General features: G+C 63.4%; 17 protein-coding genes. 9 read left to right on the top strand and 8 right to left on the bottom strand.

From position 1 onward, the window contains the following. Positions 1-81: 81 nt before the first annotated feature. The 4 genes from AC4D14_RS03505 to AC4D14_RS03490 form a co-directional block, all read right to left on the bottom strand. Positions 82-939 carry an alpha/beta fold hydrolase gene (locus AC4D14_RS03505; RefSeq protein WP_490900178.1) on the bottom strand — a complete coding sequence of 286 codons (858 nt, stop codon included), beginning with the start codon at positions 937-939 and terminating at the stop codon, positions 82-84. 568 nt (positions 940-1,507) lie between these two features. Then, positions 1,508-3,511, bottom strand: coding sequence for a GAF domain-containing protein (locus tag AC4D14_RS03500; RefSeq protein ID WP_490900177.1), 2,004 nt, complete (start codon positions 3,509-3,511; stop codon positions 1,508-1,510). A 2-nt stretch (positions 3,512-3,513) separates the two neighbouring features. Continuing rightward, entirely contained in the window at positions 3,514-4,194 is a 681-nt protein-coding gene (locus AC4D14_RS03495; protein WP_490900176.1) for a response regulator transcription factor, read from the bottom strand. Between the two features lie 6 nt (positions 4,195-4,200). Then, positions 4,201-4,560, bottom strand: a complete 360-nt coding sequence (locus tag AC4D14_RS03490) for a response regulator (RefSeq protein ID WP_490900175.1) — start codon at positions 4,558-4,560, stop codon at positions 4,201-4,203. A 158-nt stretch (positions 4,561-4,718) separates the two neighbouring features. On the opposite strand from AC4D14_RS03490, the gene AC4D14_RS03485 reads away from it, so the two are divergent. The 6 genes from AC4D14_RS03485 (at position 4,719) to AC4D14_RS03460 (ending at position 9,705) form a co-directional block, all read left to right on the top strand. Continuing rightward, entirely contained in the window at positions 4,719-5,453 is a 735-nt protein-coding gene (locus AC4D14_RS03485; RefSeq protein WP_490900174.1) for an alpha/beta fold hydrolase, read from the top strand. A 48-nt stretch (positions 5,454-5,501) separates the two neighbouring features. Next, positions 5,502-5,864: a cupin domain-containing protein gene (locus tag AC4D14_RS03480; RefSeq protein WP_159616250.1), complete on the top strand. Its 363-nt coding sequence runs from the start codon at positions 5,502-5,504 to the stop codon at positions 5,862-5,864. 49 nt (positions 5,865-5,913) lie between these two features. Further along, the gene (locus AC4D14_RS03475) at positions 5,914-6,873 is read left to right on the top strand and encodes an alpha/beta hydrolase (protein WP_490900173.1); all 960 of its coding nucleotides are present in this window, start codon (positions 5,914-5,916) and stop codon (positions 6,871-6,873) included. Positions 6,874-7,169: 296 nt separating this feature from the next. Further along, positions 7,170-7,610: a nuclear transport factor 2 family protein gene (locus tag AC4D14_RS03470; RefSeq protein WP_490900172.1), complete on the top strand. Its 441-nt coding sequence runs from the start codon at positions 7,170-7,172 to the stop codon at positions 7,608-7,610. A 226-nt stretch (positions 7,611-7,836) separates the two neighbouring features. Then, on the top strand, positions 7,837-8,670 hold the full coding sequence (locus AC4D14_RS03465; RefSeq protein WP_490900171.1) for a sulfite exporter TauE/SafE family protein: 834 nt from the start codon (positions 7,837-7,839) through the stop codon (positions 8,668-8,670). Between the two features lie 285 nt (positions 8,671-8,955). Then, positions 8,956-9,705, top strand: coding sequence for an SDR family NAD(P)-dependent oxidoreductase (locus AC4D14_RS03460; protein WP_490900170.1), 750 nt, complete (start codon positions 8,956-8,958; stop codon positions 9,703-9,705). A gap of 445 nt (positions 9,706-10,150) precedes the next feature. Here AC4D14_RS03460 and AC4D14_RS03455 read toward each other — a convergent pair whose 3' ends face one another. Further along, the gene (locus tag AC4D14_RS03455; protein ID WP_490900169.1) at positions 10,151-10,408 is read right to left on the bottom strand and encodes a hypothetical protein; all 258 of its coding nucleotides are present in this window, start codon (positions 10,406-10,408) and stop codon (positions 10,151-10,153) included. A 461-nt stretch (positions 10,409-10,869) separates the two neighbouring features. On the opposite strand from AC4D14_RS03455, the gene AC4D14_RS03450 reads away from it, so the two are divergent. Continuing rightward, positions 10,870-11,001, top strand: coding sequence for a hypothetical protein (locus tag AC4D14_RS03450; RefSeq protein WP_490900168.1), 132 nt, complete (start codon positions 10,870-10,872; stop codon positions 10,999-11,001). A 205-nt stretch (positions 11,002-11,206) separates the two neighbouring features. On the opposite strand, the gene AC4D14_RS03445 is transcribed toward AC4D14_RS03450, so the two are convergent. Continuing rightward, positions 11,207-12,421 carry an MFS transporter gene (locus tag AC4D14_RS03445; RefSeq protein ID WP_490900167.1) on the bottom strand — a complete coding sequence of 405 codons (1,215 nt, stop codon included), beginning with the start codon at positions 12,419-12,421 and terminating at the stop codon, positions 11,207-11,209. A 119-nt stretch (positions 12,422-12,540) separates the two neighbouring features. Beyond that, positions 12,541-13,461: an AraC family transcriptional regulator gene (locus tag AC4D14_RS03440; protein WP_490900166.1), complete on the bottom strand. Its 921-nt coding sequence runs from the start codon at positions 13,459-13,461 to the stop codon at positions 12,541-12,543. Positions 13,462-13,544: 83 nt separating this feature from the next. On the opposite strand from AC4D14_RS03440, the gene AC4D14_RS03435 reads away from it, so the two are divergent. Beyond that, a complete protein-coding gene (locus AC4D14_RS03435; RefSeq protein WP_490900165.1) occupies positions 13,545-14,387 on the top strand; it encodes an NmrA family NAD(P)-binding protein in 843 nt (280 codons plus the stop codon). A gap of 252 nt (positions 14,388-14,639) precedes the next feature. Here the strand turns inward: AC4D14_RS03435 and AC4D14_RS03430 are convergent, their stop codons facing one another. Beyond that, the gene (locus AC4D14_RS03430; protein ID WP_490900164.1) at positions 14,640-15,230 is read right to left on the bottom strand and encodes a dihydrofolate reductase family protein; all 591 of its coding nucleotides are present in this window, start codon (positions 15,228-15,230) and stop codon (positions 14,640-14,642) included. Between the two features lie 793 nt (positions 15,231-16,023). Between AC4D14_RS03430 and AC4D14_RS03425 the strand changes: the two genes are divergently transcribed. Then, the gene (locus AC4D14_RS03425; RefSeq protein WP_490900163.1) at positions 16,024-16,515 is read left to right on the top strand and encodes an MFS transporter; all 492 of its coding nucleotides are present in this window, start codon (positions 16,024-16,026) and stop codon (positions 16,513-16,515) included. The last annotated feature ends 184 nt before the right edge of the window (positions 16,516-16,699 follow it).

The raw sequence follows: 16,699 nt of genomic DNA, 5'->3' as shown, positions 1-16,699 counted from the left end.
CAGGGGATCGCCCATCCGGTGCACAAAAGAATCAGCCCGGGCTCGGCCGGGCTGATTCTTCGGCGTTCCTGCCTTTCCGTGTCAGTCCGCAGTAGCCTCGGCCGCCGCCTTGATAAGGTCGGTCATTTCCTCAGGATGGCTCACGAAGGCCAGGTGGGAACTGTCGATCCTCACAATGGTCGCGCCGGCCCGTTCAGCCATGAACTGCTCAGCGATGGGCGAGAGGCTGCGGTCCTGGTTCCCGATCAGCGCCCAGCTCGGAATCGTCTTCCAGGCTGGAACCCCTGAAGGGGTGTTGAAGGCACGGGCAGTTGCGGGCCGCTGGGTTGCGGCGATCACTGCTGCCTGCTTGGCTGAGAGGTCCTGCGCGAACAGCCCGTGGACGAACAGAGGGTCGATGTAAAGATCGACGTCCCCTTCGGGCGCGCCGGGGTATGGCCGCGCAATCAGGTGGTTGTTGAGATCGGTCTGGCCCCCACCGAGAGCGCCCGCCTCGGCCAGAGTTTCGCCTTCGTCCGGGATATGCCCGCTAACGTAAACCAGGGCCTTGACGTTCGGGTTTCCGGTGGCGGCGTTGGTGATGGTTGCACCACCGTAGGAATGCCCCACGAGCACGACGGGACCGGTGATGGTGCTCAGGAACGACCGCAGGTACTCGGCGTCCTCAATGATGCCCCGGAGCGGATTCGGTGGAGCGATCACCGGGTAGTCGTCCTTCTGAAGTCTTTCGATTACCCCTGCCCATCCCGAGGCGTCTGCGAAGGCGCCATGGACCAGAACCACGGTCGGCTTCGGGGCGGTGCCCTTGTCCCCTGAACCGCCGGCCTCCGGGCCGGCGCCGGCCGCCGAGGGAAGTCCCACCCCCAGCGTGAATGCCAAGAGCAGCGCGAAAATCGTCCGTCGCCAAGACCTTCTGGTGACAGGTGCCTGTAATTCCATAATTGAACCTTCCATAAAGATTTAGGCCCGGCCGAGATTCGCTTTCGGACATGGCGCAATACTTTGGTTATTCCGCGCCCGGACGGGCGTCGTGGCGGAGCGGCCCGAAGTGCGACAGGGCGAGGGGACACCACAGTGGATACCCAGCGAACACCACAATGGTGTCGACCGGCCGGCCGGGAATTGTCGATTCGGGCGCTGCGCCCTTCGGCTGGAAGGACACCCGCGGATTACGACGGGCGTACGGCCGAAAACGCCTATGTAGACCCTGCCGGAGGAGGGAGGGAGCTTCAAGTGTCTGCTCCGTTGGGTTCCTGATCCCACCGGTGTCAATGTCGCTCAGTCAACCGAACATGGAAATTTACCGCTCATGGCGGATTGAATTTCGAAATCGCAGGCCCACCCTCCATTCGGGGGAGCCGCCAGATGTTATACCGTTTCGCAGTCCGACTAGTCGCCCGCTTCACTGCTGAATATTCTGCTCCGTTTTAGAAGTTTGTCTAGCATTGTGATGCACGAATGTTGATTGTGAAGCACCGGTCCGCCCGGCTGAGCTGGGCGGCTCCAGTCACCTGTCCCGGTCGTGTTGGGAGACCGAGGACAGTGGAAGAGTCACTTCGAGGTCCGTGCCAGATCCCGGTGGGCTCGTGATGGTAATCGTTCCACCGGTGGCCTCGATGCGGTCGGTCAGTCCCGTGAGTCCGGTTCCCATGTCTGGGTCGGCGCCGCCCACGCCGTCATCGCACACTCGTAGGTGAAGCTCATCTCCTGCTTCCGAGAGCCACGCTGCGACGTCTACATGCTCGGCATGCGCATGCTTGATGGCGTTCGTGATCGCCTCGGCGGCGGTGAAATACCCTGTCGTCTCTACAGCCACGGGAAGTCTGGGAAGCGGCAGGTCCAGCGTGACGGGCACCGGCAGGTCGGCGACGAAGGATTCGATGCCGGCCACGAGACCTCCCCGGGTGAGCGCGACGGGCAGGATGCCCCGCACCAGGTCCCGCAGCTGCCGGTTGGCTTCTTCGGCGTGCGTCAAGGCTTCCTGAATGAGGGCGGCCGCAGACAGCCCGTGCGCGCCTTGGTCGCGGGCGAGCTTCAGCGCCAGGATGGTGTGTACCAACCGCTGCTGCGCTCCGTCGTGCACATCGCGTTGTAGCTGGTGCCGTGCGTCGTTTGCTGCTTTGACCATGCGCTCCCTGGATGCGATGAGCGCTTCCCTGGTCCGGGCGTTGGCAATTGTGGCCGCAGCGAGATCAGCAAAGGCTTCCAGATCGGTTTCAGCAGGGTCCGTCTTCGGATCCGGACGGGGCGCAATGAGTAAAGCGCCGGACAACTGGTCTGCGACTGTGATGGGTACCCCGACGTCGGTTTCTGCGTCGCTGCCGAACACGCGACGCGCGACGGAAGTCAACTCGTCGACGCGCCTTGAGCCGCGCGGACTCCGCTCGACCAGTGATTCTTCGGCCACGGGGAGCATTGTTCCTGCCGGGATCCCGCTTCGACAGGCCGCCACTATTACCGGGCCATCCGTGTCGAATCGCACGATCACGACCGACGAGTCATCGAGCAGGCGGGATAGTTCTGTCGTGATGGAATGGAAGACGGTCGACGGCGCTGCGCCGCTTGCAATGAGCTCGGCAATCCTGCGAAGTGCTGCCTGCTCCTCGGCAAGGTGGCGCAGGTGCAGGCGGGTCAGGATTGCGGATACGACCTGGCCGGCGACCTGTGCGAGGTTCGTTAACCGCGCGGCGGTTGTGTCGGGTAGCTGGTGGGCCTGCGCTTCAATCTCGAGATACGCCCACGTGCGCTCGTGGGTCTGGATGGGGTAGGACAGGGATAAATGATCCTCCGCCGTCGAAGTTGAGCTTTCGGGAGGTGATGAGAGTGTCATCGGATGCGGATTTATAGCTGCCCCCGCAACACCTCGCAGGGTGAGCGCGTGATCCACGGTCATTGCCAGCGCGATGTCGGATGAGGTGCCCGTGACTGATTGCTCGGCCAAAAACCGTATTGCGAGATCGTGCTGGGCAAGAGCGCGCAGTTCCTCCCGGGCCTCGATGTTGGCGATTGTCGTCACAACGAGTTGAGCGAAGCTCTCGAGTCTGTCCTCAGTACGCCTGGGTAGGGGCCCGGTGAGTGAGGTGGCTGAGAACGCACCCCAGACGACGCCTTCGATGATCACCGGTACTGAAACGCACGCCCGAAGCCCATATTTCTCGGCGAGCGCGGCGTTGACCTCGAGCCTGAAGTCATCAACACGCACGCTTGATTTCTGATGGCGTACTCGATACGGCTGGGTACCCGGTCCGAACTTTATGCGGGTGCCGATCGGCGTCGGGCCGGCATGGGCGGCCACGACCATGATTTCGTCGCCAGCGGTGTATCGAGTGATCGTGACCGCGTCACCGTCAAGTTGCCGGGATGCCTCAATCGCTGCCAACTGAAACACATCTTCAGTGCGGCTCGCTCTCGCAACGAGGTCAGCGATGTCGCGGAGAGAGCGCCCTTCGCTGGCTAGTCTCTGTAACCCATCGAGGTCATGATCGGGAACTGGAAGCTCGGACGGGCTCATGATCAGGGGCCCTGAGCGGCGAGGTGACGGAGCACGGCCTGCACCCGGCGGTGGCCATCGGTCAGCTGGGCGAGCCCGAGCTTCCGGAACATCGCCGTGACGTGCTTCTCGACAGCCGCCTCGCTGATGAGAAGCGCACGGGCGATGCCTCGATTCGATAATCCTTCTGCCATGCAGGCCAGGACACTGCGCTCGCGGTCGGTGAGATCAGCGAGCTCGGAGGGGACAGTGCGCGGCCGCAGCATCCGTGTGACAACCTCGGGATCCAGGGCACTTCCTCCATGGGCAACCCGTTTGACCGCCGCTGCGAAATCGTCGACGTCCCCCACACGTTCTTTGAGGAGATATCCGACGCCTTGCGGCCGATCACCGATCAGATCGATCGCGAATTCGGGCTCGCAGTACTGCGTCAGCAGCACCACTCCCGTACCGGGCAGGCGTTTGCGGACTTCGATGGCGGTCCGCAAGCCATCGTCACCGTGATGTGGAGGCATTCGAACATCGACGACGACGACATCGGGACGGAACGCCAAAGTCATGGCGAGAAGTTTGGTCGCATCCCCAGTCGAAGCGACGACATCCAGTCCTGCACCCAGGAGCACCCGCGTCACTCCTTCACGGAGGAGTACATCGTCCTCTCCGACGGCAACGCGCACCGGGGACGGTGCGGGTGAAATTACCAACCTTCCTTACCCATCGCCGAGAATCGACCGAAGCGTCGAGCACGACAACTCGCTTTTCGGAATGAACCCGTCCGCCCCGACCGCGGAGGCTTCCTCCGCCGAGGTTGCGTCGCTGTCGGCGGAAATCAGTACGACCCGAACCCGATATGGCGCTCCGGTGAGTCGCCGGCTCAGTTCCAGGCCGTCGCTGTCCGGAAGCCCAATATCAACAAGTGCGATGTCAGGACGCGAGGCGTCGGCACAACGCAGTGCCTCTGCCACGTTCCCAGCGTCGCCACCTGGCGCGTACCCGCAGCTCTCGAGCAGTCTTCTCGCCAAGTCCCGAAACCTTTCATCATCATCGACGACGAGTACGAATTGGGCCATCCCCCAGCCTCCCACTCAGTTTGCTCTTCTGCAGGGGGGTTTACCAGAGCATTACTCCGGGTATCCCCGGCGCGGCGGTGGAAACGGCGGACGAGACTTGAGCTGTCAAAGGCCCACGCGAGCACGGCACCCGTACCCACTGCACAAGGGAGAACATCATGAGCATCACCGAACCCGCATCGGACAAGCCCACCGTCGTGCTCGTCCACGGCGCCTTCGCAGATTCATCGAGCTGGAACGCGGTGATCAGCCCGCTTCTGGCCGAGGGCTACCCGGCGATCGCCGTCGCGAACCCGCTGCGCGGGGTCACCGTCGATTCCGAGTACCTCCGGGCTCTCCTGACCGACATCACCGGCGAGATCATCCTCGTCGGGCACTCCTACGGCGGCACGGTCATCAGCGGCGGCGGCACCGGCAACCCCAACGTGAAAGCCCTGGTCTTCATCGGCGCCTTCGCACCCGAGGAAGGAGAGACCCCCGGGGAGCTTGCCAACAAGTTCGAAGGCTCCACCCTCGGGGAAACGCTCGCTGCGGTGGATGTCCCCGGCGGCAGGGACCTTTACATCATGCAGAGCCGCTATCACGCGCAGTTCGCGGCTGATTCCCCGGCGGAGGTCGCCGCGGTGATGGGTGTCGGCCAGCGCCCCATCCTGGAGGCCGCCTTCTCGGAGGCCTCCACAGAGCCGGCGTGGAAGTCGGTGCCCTCATGGTTCCTCTTCGGTGCCGAGGACCGGAACATCCCGGCCGCCGCCCACCGTTTCATGGCCGAGCGCGCCGGGTCACGGAAAACGATCGAGCTCAAAGGCGGCTCCCACACGGTCGCGATTCCCGAGGCGGCCCAGGTCGTCGATCTCATCCGCGAAGCCGTCGCCGCCACCACCGGCCGCCAGTAAGACGATAACCGGGCAACACGAGCCGCCAATCTCAGAAGGATCAGGAACATGACCGAAGCACAAGAGGCCAAGCCGGCCCTGACCCGGGTCAGTCTGCAGGATGCGTCCAGTCCGGTGCAGGGCTGGAGGATCCGTCAGACCCTGGTGGAAATCCCCGAAGGCACCTCCTCCGGCCGGCACAGCCATCCCGGGCCCGAAGTGGGCTACATCATCCGCGGAGACGTGTCCATGGAGTTCGACGACAGGCCCCCGCTCGAGCTTCACGCCGGAAGCCCGTTCCTCATTCCGCCGAACACCATCCACAACGCGGTGAACGTCGGTTCGGTCACCACGAAAATGCTCTCGACCTACTTCGTCGAAGCGGACCAGCCACTGGTCACCAACTACCCCGCACCGGAACGTGCCGAATGAACATCAGTGCACATCATCCATCCATGCAGCAGCCCAGAAAGGTACCACCATGTCCAAAGTAGTGCTCGAACCAGGTGCCCAGATCATCGCCGACGCCACCGCCCAGCCACCGGCTCTGGCCGACCTGGGGGTCGAAGGTGCCCGCAAACTGCTCGATGACCTCCAGGCAGCCCCGGTCGACAAGGTCGAGATCGGCGAGGACAAGTGGATCACCGTCCCGGCCGACGTCGGAGACGTACAGGTGCGCATCATCAAACCCGTGGGCGCCACCGGGACGCTGCCGGTGATCCTCTACGTCCACGGAGGCGGCTGGATCCTTGGCAACTCCGGCACCCACGACCGCCTCATCCGGGAACTGTGCGCCGGGGCCAACGCCGCCCTGGCCTTCGTGGAATATGACCGCTCCCCCGAGGCCCAGTACCCGAAGGCCATCGAGCAGGCCTACGCCACCGCGCAGTGGATCACGAAGCAGGGCGCCACGGAGGGCCTGGACGGGTCCCGCATGGCCGTTGCCGGTGACTCGGTCGGCGGCAACATGACCGCGGCCCTGACTTTGCTCGCAAAGCAGCGCGGTGACGTGACCTTCGTCCACCAGTCCTTGTACTATCCGGTCACGGACGCCGGCCAGGACACCGAAAGCTACCGCACCTTCGCCGACGGACCGTTCCTGACCGCCAGAAGCATGGCCTGGTTCTGGGACGCCTACCTCCCCGACGTCAGCCGTCGCTCGGAGATCACCGTCTCACCGCTGAGGGCCACGCTCGAGGACCTTCGAGGGCTTCCGCCGGCCCTGCTGCTCGTGGACCAGAACGACCCGCTCCGGGACGAGGGCGAAGCCTACGCGGCGAAACTCGTCGAAGCCGGGGTGCCCACCACCAGCGTCCGCTACAACTTCGTCACCCACGACTTCATGATGCTCAACCCCGAACGCGTCACCCAGGGAACGACCGCCGCCATCGAGCAGGCAATCCGCTCGCTTCAGAAAGCCCTGGGAACCGGAAAGGACTAAAGCGGACCTTCCCGCATCATCCTCAACCATTCACCGGGGGTCCCCGTCAATCGACTCACTGGGCCGGGTGACGGGTGCGGGACAGGAAGCTGAGTGCAGCTGGCAGCGTCCGAGCAGGAATCGGGCTGCCGGCAGGCTGCAGTGAAGTGACACGGCCCACCTTTTATTGACCATAGAGACAATAAAAAATACGATGAACAGTCCGCGTTCACGAGGCTGGGTAGGTTGGAACCTCCAGTCCTCGCGCCAATGACGCGATATCCGCCTCACATGCAGGAATTGAAAGGTGCACCACCATGGACCAGGAACAGAACAGCGCAAGTGCAAGCGCAGAAGAGCAGATTGCTCTTGCCAAGGAATACTTCAGAAGAGTCGATTCCGGCGACCCCAACCTGCTCGACATGTTCACCGACGACACCCAGATCTTCTTCCCGAAGTTTGGATTCGCGCATGGGAAAGCGGAGATCGTTCCATTTCTCGTCGGCCTTGGTTCGGCCGTGACCTCGTTTGATCACCCCCAGTCCCGCATGACATTCACCTCCAGCGACAACCGCGTCGTCGTCGAAGGAGCGGAATCCGGCGTGCTCGCCTCCGGCGTGCCTTTCCCCGGCGACGCCCGGAGCAGCGGTCTTTTCTGCAATGTGTTTGAGTTCCGCGGCCAGCTGATCAGTCGTCTGCACGTCTACGCGGACCCGGATCTGGCCGGCCAGCAGCCCCCACTGTTCACCTGGAACTGACAGGCGGCGGCTCGAAGTACCCGATCGCCAACCGGCGGCAGGGCGCCGGGCACCTGCTGCTGAGAGCCGAACCCGCCCACAGCCTCGGCCCTGCGGCTGCTCCCTCGGCACAAGAGATGATCATTTGCCCTTCACCTTGAACAATCAGAGGCGGCAAGAGGCCGACATGGCCTCCTGCGGGGTCGAGGCGGTGGGATGCTGTCCATCCCCCAAGTTGAGGAGAAAAATGAGTGGCTTGAAGGAAAGTTCCCCACCCGTACCTCACGGGGCGGGGACGAGCTTCTGGATGGTTCTCATCGTGGTCGGACTTGTTGGGGGGCTTCTGTCCGGCCTGTTTGCCATCGGCGGCGGAATCATCATGGTGCCACTCCTGATGGCCCTGGCTCATTTCGACCAGCGCAGGGCCGCTGCGACGTCGCTTGCCGCGATCGTACCGGCATCGGTCGTCGGCTCCATCACCTACCTGCTCGCCGGTGAGATCGACCTCCTTGCGGGGTTCTTCATCGCCATCGGCGGCATCGGCGGGGCGCTGCTCGGAAGCGCCCTCCTGAAGAAGATTCCCATTGTGGGGCTGCGCTGGATGTTCATCGTCTTCATCCTCCTGGTCGCAGCTCGCCTGTTCCTGGTATCGCCGGTCCGCGGAGAAAGCCTTGAATTTTCCGTGCTGGTCGGGCTTGGCTATGTCCTGCTCGGCCTGGCCATGGGGATACTCTCCGGGCTGTTCGGAATCGGTGGCGGAATCATCGTCGTGCCGGCTCTGATTGGGATTTTTGCCATCAGCGACCTCATCGCCAAAGGCACCTCTCTACTGGTCATGATCCCCACCAGTGCCATCGGCACAGGTGCCAACTGGCGGGCCGGAACCGTCGACGTTCGAGCCGGTCTCATCGTTGGGGTGGCCGCAACAGCCGCTTCCATTCCGGGTGCTGGCCTCGCTCTGGCCCTGCCGGCGCGGTTGTCCGGCATTCTCTTTGGCCTGCTGCTCCTCGTCGTTGCCACGCAGCTCACCGTCCGCGCCGTTAGAACATCCCGCACCTCGCGCGCCTCCCCAGCGAGATAACCACCGGAAGCCCGGGAGGGCAACGTCATCGCGGGAAGTACTGCATGCATCCGGGACACGACCTCCACGTGCGCCCCGAGGGCAGCATCGACGCCCGTCCTTGCACCCCTCTGCTTCGGCATCATCACCCCAACCAGTCACTAACCAACACCGGCACCATCGGACACCGCAGCGAAACCTGCAAACCCGGAACCGACCCGACGGCACCCCCTTATTTTTGACCATATAGACAATAACCATCTACGATGAGATATCCGCGTCGTATCAGAAGAACAGAGGCCCACCATGGGACAGCTTGAGAACAAAACCGCATTGATCACGGGAGGGACAACGGGCATCGGCTTCGCGACCGCCCAACGCTTCATCGAGGAGGGAGCGCATGTCTTCATCACCGGTCGCCGCGAGGCAGAACTCGATGCCGCGGTCGCCAAATTGGGAGATCGGGCAACAGGAATCAGGGGCGATGTCGCGGATCTCGACAACCTCGACCGCATCTTCTCCGTCGTCGCATCCAGCGGAAAGGACCTCGATGTTCTGTTCGTGAACGCCGGCGGCGGAGGGTTCGCAACGCTTGAGCAGCTGACCCCTGAGGACTTCGATCAGACCTTCGGCGTCAACGTGCGAGGGACAGTCTTCACGGTGCAGAAAGCGCTGCCCATGCTCGCGGATCACGCCTCCGTCATCATCGCGGGATCGAACGCGGCGAGCAAGGGGAACCCTGCGTTCGGCGTCTACGCTGCGACGAAGGCCGCCTTGCGCTCGTTCACGCGCACATGGGCGGCGGAGCTCGCCGGCCGTCACATCCGGGTTAACACGATCTCCCCCGGGCCCACCGAGACGCCCGGCCTCACCGGACTCGCCCCCGACCCCAGCCAGGCACGGGATATGCTCGACGCGATGGCCGGAAACGTCCCGCTCGGACGCCTCGCCCAGCCGGCTGAGATCGCCAACGCCGTGCTGTTCCTCGCCTCGGATCAGGCAAGCTACGTCACCGGCACCGAACTGTTCGCAGACGGCGGGGAAACCCAGGTCTGAATATTGCAGTAGGGCCGGGAAGCCCTTCCCAGTTGAACAGCCGGACGGACATGGTTGCCCGTAGCACCCCGCGCGAGAACGTGGAAAGCAGGCGACCGGGCCCGATAGTTGGAGCTCTCCCCACGAGGGGAGAGCTCCAACTGCGTAAGGCGACTTTTCCAAGCCAGAAGGATCACTTCGCTGCCGCGTTGGAACTGTGCTCATGCGCACTACTCCAAGTTCGGTGCCGCGGGTCCATCCGAGCCACATACCGGCATGCACTCCTCCGCATAATCCCGCGTGATGCGCCGTTGTATACGGCAAAAGCGACAGGGGTCGGAGTGTTAATGCCGTATCTGCCCGACAGGGAGGGTGGACCGATCCTGCAGGTGTCCCAGGAGGCGGACCGACCTGAGCGAGGTCACTGCACCCCTTCGGACTGATCCTGGAATACGGTCTCGGTTGTTCATACCCGGGTTCCCGGCCCGGGCGGCACACCCGTTGGGTCGTTCGTTGGCTCCGGCCAGGACCCGGGGCGGCGCCCGATGCGGGAGTTCCGTCCGGCATGCCGTTTCCGCTGCCGCGCCAGTCGCGCTTTCCTGTCGGCCCGCCGGAGGATCCCCACCGTGAGGATGGCCGCGATGGCCGTCCCGGCGGCAAAGAACACACCCGAGAAGAGGTAAAGGAGGAACAACCACCAGGCCACACCGGCCGAATACTCCACCAGGCGACCGCCCCTACGGGCCGCCGGCACACGCACCTCAGGTGGTGGCTCCACTATTCCGGTGAGCCATGCGAAAGATTCCACTGCCCAGCCGAAGCACGCCCCGCTGAGAACCACGCCCCCAGCACAAACACCGCATCGCGCAACCCCCTGCTGAACCGGTCCTCAGTCGACGGCGGCATCTTAAAGAACTTCATTGTCCCCCCTCATACGCCACCGCCGCGCCGCCGCGGCTCCAGCGCCCCGCCCGCCACTGTACAGGCGCATCGGACCGGCCGTGTCGTATCCTTCGAACGTCGTACCCGGTTTTTCGAACCCCGTACCTGGCTTACGGTGAACATTCCGGCCCTCTTCCCGGACAGAGCCGGCCGCGGTGTGAGCCGAGGCGGTGAAACTGCCGACACCCTGGCGGAAACCGCGGTTCCCTAGCGGCGGTGAGGGTCACCAGGATGATTCATCTAGTGCCGGCCGCGCGAACCCGCCATCCGAGCGCCGAGGGAGGTCCCATGTTCATCATCTCCTCAACCGGGGGTGACCCGCCCTACTCGGACGAGCGCCGCGTGCTCGACCCGGAAACCGGCACAACGCTGTAGTTTAAGGCCGGGACCGGCCCGGGACGGGGAAAGGCGTTCGTGCTTCACCACGGGGACAGAATCATCCCGCTTCACACCTCCCCGTACACGGAGCACGAGAACCAAGCGACCGGGAAGACGTACTACGAGACGGAAATTGCTCCTTCGGGACGAGCATCCTGGCCGACGGCCAGTGTATGAGGCGAAAATCAGCGAGCTGGGGCTCTCACGCCTGAATGCCCACCTTTGGTGCCCGGTCAGCCCGCACGTGTGGCGGCGGCACCAAAGGTGCGGCGCTGCGGGCGAGGAGGGCGCCGGCGACACACAGGATGAAAGGTAGGAACAAGGCGGCAGATAGGCCGGTGAGGTGGGAGATCCAGCCGATGACGGCGGGACCCGCCAGGAGCCCGACGTACCCGGCGCTCACAACCCGGGCCATCATCTGTCCCTGATTCTTCGCTCCGAGGTTCCCGGCAGCGGTGAAGAGCTGGGGCACCGTGCCGGAGAGCCCGAACCCGAAGACAAACCAGCCGGTCAACGTGACCGGGTGAACCGTGGAGGTGATCACGATGAGGATGCCACCGGCTGCGATTGCGCTCCCGTACCTGACGACCCTCACGGGGCCGATCCGGTAGGAGATCCAGTCCGCGAAGAACCGCCCCATTGTCATTGCTAGGGCGAAAGCCGCGAAGGCCAGCGAGCCGACGGCTTCGGAGGCACCGATGTCCTGCACCGCGTGCAGCGCCGACCAGTCATGGGCGACACCTTCGGCCAGCATGAGGAAGAACGCCAGGGTTGCCAGTGCCATGGTTCTCCGACGTACATCCCGCGCTGGCACCTCCGCCGCTGCCGGTTCCACCGCCCCGACCCCGCTCGGTGCGCCAGGCGGCAGCAAGTAACGGATCGAGGTGCCCATGACACCGAGGACGACGACGGCGCCGAATCCCAGGGACCAGAAGAGGTGGAGGTACAAGCTTTGCATCAGCGCACCGACACCGGCTCCGACTACAGCGCCAACAGAGAAGAAGGCGTGCAGGCTGGACATGATGGGCTTGTGCCAGCCGCGCTCCACCCGCACGGCCTGATCGTTCATCGATACATCAACCGCTCCCTCGCCGAAGCCAAGGACAAACAGGGCGATACCAACACCCCACGCATCCTGGGCGAACCCCGGGAGCAGCACCCCCACAGCAAGGACCAGGCCCCCGACGATCGCGGTCAACCGGCTCCCCCACCGATCGATGAGAACGCCCATGACCTGCATTCCGGCTACCGATCCCAGGCCGAGAAGGAGAAGCAGCCCGCCGAGAAGGCCGTGCGACAACCCAGTGGATGCCTGTATCGCCGGGATGTTCACAACCCACATGGCCAGAGCCAGCCCCGCAAGGAAGAACAGGCCCATGACAGCCAGACGGGTGCTACGAAGAGCGCGGGAGGGCACCAACGAAGCCTACGGGAGACACCCGGCATTCAAGGAAAGATGTCGTGCCCAATAGGACTGGGCGAGGGTACCCCAAGAAAAGTCTCACAACTGATCCGCTAGCTGTGTGCTGTATGTCATTATGGGGCACTCGTCAGTTGTCGTTCGGTTTTGCGCCATGCACCCGGTGCTGTGCCCGTCTCTCGCTTGAACGCGGCACTGAAGGCGTAAGCGGACCCGTAGCCCACATCATGCGCGATCAAGTGGAGGGGTTCATCTGATTCGCGGAGTCGTTCCTTCGCAAGAAGTACGCGCCATGAGGTGAGGTACGTCAGTGGCGGTACCCCGACGAGATCTGTAAATCGCTGGGCTAGGGTCGCTCGGGAGACGTGGGCGAGTTTTGCCAGCGAGGCGACGGTCATCGGCTCGGCTGGCGACCCGTGCATGGCCTGCAGCGCTGTCTTCACGGCAGGATCGCTCAGAGCGGTGTACCAGGTTGGAGCGTTGAGCGGATGTGAGGCGAAATGGTGGCGCAGCACCTTGATCAACAGCACATCCAACAATCGATCCAGCACTGTCTGCTTACCCGGTGGGGCGTAGGAGAGTTCATGCTCGATCAGATGGACGACGCTGCTGATCGCCGTGCCTTCTTCGGCTCGCACGATGACCACCTCGGGCAGACCGTCCAATAGCGTGCTGCAAAGATCACCCTCGAAGCGGTAGGCGCCGCAGAGAAAGGTGGTGATGGGACCGTCGCCGCGGACCATGAAGCCGTCACTTGTTCGCTCGATGTCCGGATCTGCGAGGAAAGTCGATAGATCGACCAGGTCCGCGGATGACTGCCCGGAGAGACTATGCACCTCGGTGCTGCGGACGGCGGCTATGTCACCAGATCGGAGAACATGACTGCCGGTCGGTGTAGTCATCACCGCTTCGCCCGTAACTATGACATGGATGGCTAGCCGGGCCGGGGTGAAGCGCAGTCCCCAGTCGGTGCCGGAAAAGGAGGTCGAGGCAAAAGCGGCGCCCCGTGCCCTCGCTCGCTCCAACAGATCGGCCATCACATCCATCGTTAGACGATCGCATATCGATTCTGGCCTGACAAGTATCGATCATCCAAGTCTTGATGCGTTCTACTTGGGTCATGACTAAATCTGATCGCCTCACCCTCGTCCTCGGTGGTACCGGCAAAACTGGCCGTCGAATAGCTAGCATCCTGCGCGGGGCAGACGTGCCTGTGCGCACAGCAGCCCGCTCAGGCGCTGATGTCTTCTTCGATTGGGATGATTCATCGACGTATATGGACGCCCTCGACGGCGTTCAGCGCTTGTATCTCGTGCCGCCCGCGTTTCGAACCGACTTCGCCGAGCCTGTAATCGGCTTGATCGAGGAGGCGAAGCGCGCCGGGGTGCAGCACATCACCTTTCTCAGCGCTCGAGGTATCGAGTATGCGCCTGACGACGTCTCGTTACGCGCCGTAGAGATACATCTGTTAGCAGCCAAATCACCGAGCTTCACCATCCTGCGGCCGTCTTTCTTCATGCAGAATTTCACAGAAGGCTCTTTCGCTTACGCGCTCACTACAGGAAGTTTCGCCTTGCCGGCGGGTGACGGCGAAGAGGCTTTTATCGACGCCTATGACATTGCCTCCGTGGCCGCAGCCACTCTGCTTGACCCCCTCAGTCATGCGGGCGGCCAGTACGAGCTGACCGGCCCGGACGCCCTCACGCATACGGAGGTCGCCAAACATCTCAGCGCTTCCGGACGCCCCATCGAGTACCAGCCTGTGCCGGTCGCTGACTGGACGGAACAAGCGACGTCAAACGGTTTGCCCGCTGACTACGCCAATTTACTTGCAGCCTTGCTGTCCGGCATCGCCGAAGGAAACGGCGCCCGACCGACTGGTGAAGTAGAGCGCATACTCGGCCGGCCAGCGACTGCCTTCTCTGAAGTCGTTCACCGCGAGGTCACACCGGTGACTAAGTAGCCGGACTGTCTGACGTTCCGCCTTGCCCAGGGAATGAGCAGCGAAAGCGACTCCCCTGTATAGCGACGAACCCGGCGGACCTGCTACGGGCGGACGTGTGTGGCCCTTCTTCGTAGTGAGCTCGATGCAAGGTGGCGGGATGCACCAAGTTACGCGTGGTGCAGCGGATCCGATGCGCGGGTTGACCAAGGATGTTCCGCTTTCAAGGACGTGGGATACCGGCGGCGATGAAGAAGTGAGACACCACGACCATCACGGGCGCTCTTCGTTCCTTGCCCGGATCCCATACACCAGCTCGACCAGTCCCTGATCGTACGCTGTTGCGCTCTGAAGGGTCAGCATCTTCGGGTCCTGCCCAGAAGGAAAGACGCCCCGGCCCGTGCCTATGGCGATTGGCATCACCACGAGCCTCACCGAGTCCACGACGCCCGCGGCCAGGAACGTCTCCGCCAGGGTGAGGCTTCCCCAGACAACAATGTCGCCGCCGGTCTCGGCCTTGATCCGCCTGATCGCTTCGATAGGGTCACCTGATTCGATGGCCGCCTCCGCCATGTCTCCCCATGGGGCCCTTGTCAGGTGCCGGGAGAAAACGACACGGCGGAGCGAGTTCAGTGATGGCGCGATGATCTCGTCTTTGGATGCCGGTGTCGGCCAGTACTCGACAAACATACGGTAGGTGTTTGCCCCGAGGACCATCGTGTCAACTGTCTCCAGCCACTTCAGCTGGTTGCGGTCAAATTCTGCGGTGCCCCCGTCAAGGTATTCATAAAAGCTGAACTCGTTGTTGGCGTCGGCCGCGAAACCGTCGGCGCTGACAAAGTCCTGAATGATCAGTTGCCCCATGACCTGCTCCTCGCTCCCGCGTCGTCGAGGACTCTACCCCGCGGCGTCTTCCCCAACAACCCCTCCGAAAATGCGCACTTGAGCGCCCGAAATCGACCACTTCGACTCCTTCACCCGCAGCGGGTTATCTCAAAGCGAATTTGCTTCGCAACTTGGCAAGCTCCGATTCCTGCCGCTCTCCGGAGGCTCTGCGCATCGAGACTCCGGAGCTTGCAGCCTGCATGTGCCCACAGCGCGGACGTCCACGAGATCGGCACCTCTGGTTAACCACGGGCAGCGGCATCCACAGCGGCGCCAGCGGTTTGAAGCCCGAGGCCAGTCGTTACGGAGGAAACTCGGCGCCGCGGGCCCGGTATTCATCACATCATCCGCGGCACTCTTCGCGGCCACCTACGGCCTGGCGAGGCTCGGGTACGGACTCTTTCTTTCCGTCTTTTCGGCAGCCTTCGCTCCGACCCCCACGGTCGGAGGTGAACTGGCTTCCGGCGCCTCCGTCACCTATTGCATCTCGGCGGTCGTGGGATTCCGCTATGCGCCGTCCCGCCCCCGCATGGTCGTTGTCCTGGCGGGGCTGACGGCCATCACGTTCACCGCAATGATTGGCGTACTTCGTTCAGGCATCTCCCGCTTGTGGTCCGGCAGAGGTTCCCGCCGGGCCCGCGTACCGGGGACGCATCATCGAAGGGCCGGGTTGCGTCCGCTGCGGCGTCCGGTCACTGCCGCCTTCGTCTTCGGCATCGGGTGTGCCGCGATTTGGGCCCACGGCCGGACCCTTCTGGAAAGGCACGGCGGGATGGCAGTTGAAACCTCTGCAATCGCATGGATAGCGCTCGGCGTCGGAGGAACCGCAGCGGCCCTCACATCATCATGGCTGGCGCGGCACACTATCCAGACAACGTGGCCGGTCACCGTGCTGGGCGTCACAGTCACGACCGGGGTCTTCGCCATCGCACCGCACAGCACCGCCGCGAGCTTCGGAGCGGCGGCACTGTTCGGCCTGGCCTACACCGCCGCGACATCGGTGCTCATTAGCTGGGCGGCGCAGACGGCAGGGTGCAGTGCCACAGGGACCTCAGTGCTCTTCATCAGCCTTGTCCTCGGACAGGCCCTGGGAGCAACACTGGTCGGCGCCCTGATCGAAACACTGAAACCCGGTCCGGCATTTGTCATCGCCGCTAACATCTGCGGCATCAACGCCTTAGCAGCCCTTCATCTGCCACATCGCAGCCGCCACGACACGGGCAGACGCGGGGACCCGGAGCGGACACTCCGCAGATCCGAATGACCTTCATCATTCACCCTGCGAGATCGGTCGGGCAGGCTTCTTAGCCTCTGAGCTGACCCTCTCCCATAAAACCCTTCAACGTCGCGCTGCACCCGCCCGACAAAACGCCCAGTGTGGGATCGTCGTGTGGTGCATCCTGGGATCGGGTTGGCGTCTGCGTGTGGGCGACGCGCATTCAATGTCC

The sequence above is a fragment of the Arthrobacter sp. TJ-254 genome (assembly GCF_058269175.1).
The sequence above is the reverse complement of the archived record's forward strand: the minus strand, read 5'-3'. Positions and strand labels throughout refer to the sequence as shown.

Excerpts from the sequence above, each read along its gene's own strand:
- AC4D14_RS03505 (WP_490900178.1), bottom strand. The coding sequence starts at position 939 with ATGGAATTACAGGCACCTGTCACCAGAAGGTCTTGGCGACGGACGATT.
- AC4D14_RS03500 (WP_490900177.1), bottom strand. The coding sequence starts at position 3,511 with ATGAGCCCGTCCGAGCTTCCAGTTCCCGATCATGACCTCGATGGGTTA.
- AC4D14_RS03490 (WP_490900175.1), bottom strand. The coding sequence starts at position 4,560 with ATGGCCCAATTCGTACTCGTCGTCGATGATGATGAAAGGTTTCGGGAC.
- AC4D14_RS03485 (WP_490900174.1), top strand. The coding sequence starts at position 4,719 with ATGAGCATCACCGAACCCGCATCGGACAAGCCCACCGTCGTGCTCGTC.
- AC4D14_RS03480 (WP_159616250.1), top strand. The coding sequence starts at position 5,502 with ATGACCGAAGCACAAGAGGCCAAGCCGGCCCTGACCCGGGTCAGTCTG.
- AC4D14_RS03475 (WP_490900173.1), top strand. The coding sequence starts at position 5,914 with ATGTCCAAAGTAGTGCTCGAACCAGGTGCCCAGATCATCGCCGACGCC.
- AC4D14_RS03470 (WP_490900172.1), top strand. The coding sequence starts at position 7,170 with ATGGACCAGGAACAGAACAGCGCAAGTGCAAGCGCAGAAGAGCAGATT.
- AC4D14_RS03465 (WP_490900171.1), top strand. The coding sequence starts at position 7,837 with ATGAGTGGCTTGAAGGAAAGTTCCCCACCCGTACCTCACGGGGCGGGG.
- AC4D14_RS03460 (WP_490900170.1), top strand. The coding sequence starts at position 8,956 with ATGGGACAGCTTGAGAACAAAACCGCATTGATCACGGGAGGGACAACG.
- AC4D14_RS03440 (WP_490900166.1), bottom strand. The coding sequence starts at position 13,461 with ATGGCCGATCTGTTGGAGCGAGCGAGGGCACGGGGCGCCGCTTTTGCC.
- AC4D14_RS03435 (WP_490900165.1), top strand. The coding sequence starts at position 13,545 with ATGACTAAATCTGATCGCCTCACCCTCGTCCTCGGTGGTACCGGCAAA.
- AC4D14_RS03430 (WP_490900164.1), bottom strand. The coding sequence starts at position 15,230 with ATGGGGCAACTGATCATTCAGGACTTTGTCAGCGCCGACGGTTTCGCG.
- AC4D14_RS03425 (WP_490900163.1), top strand. The coding sequence starts at position 16,024 with ATGGCAGTTGAAACCTCTGCAATCGCATGGATAGCGCTCGGCGTCGGA.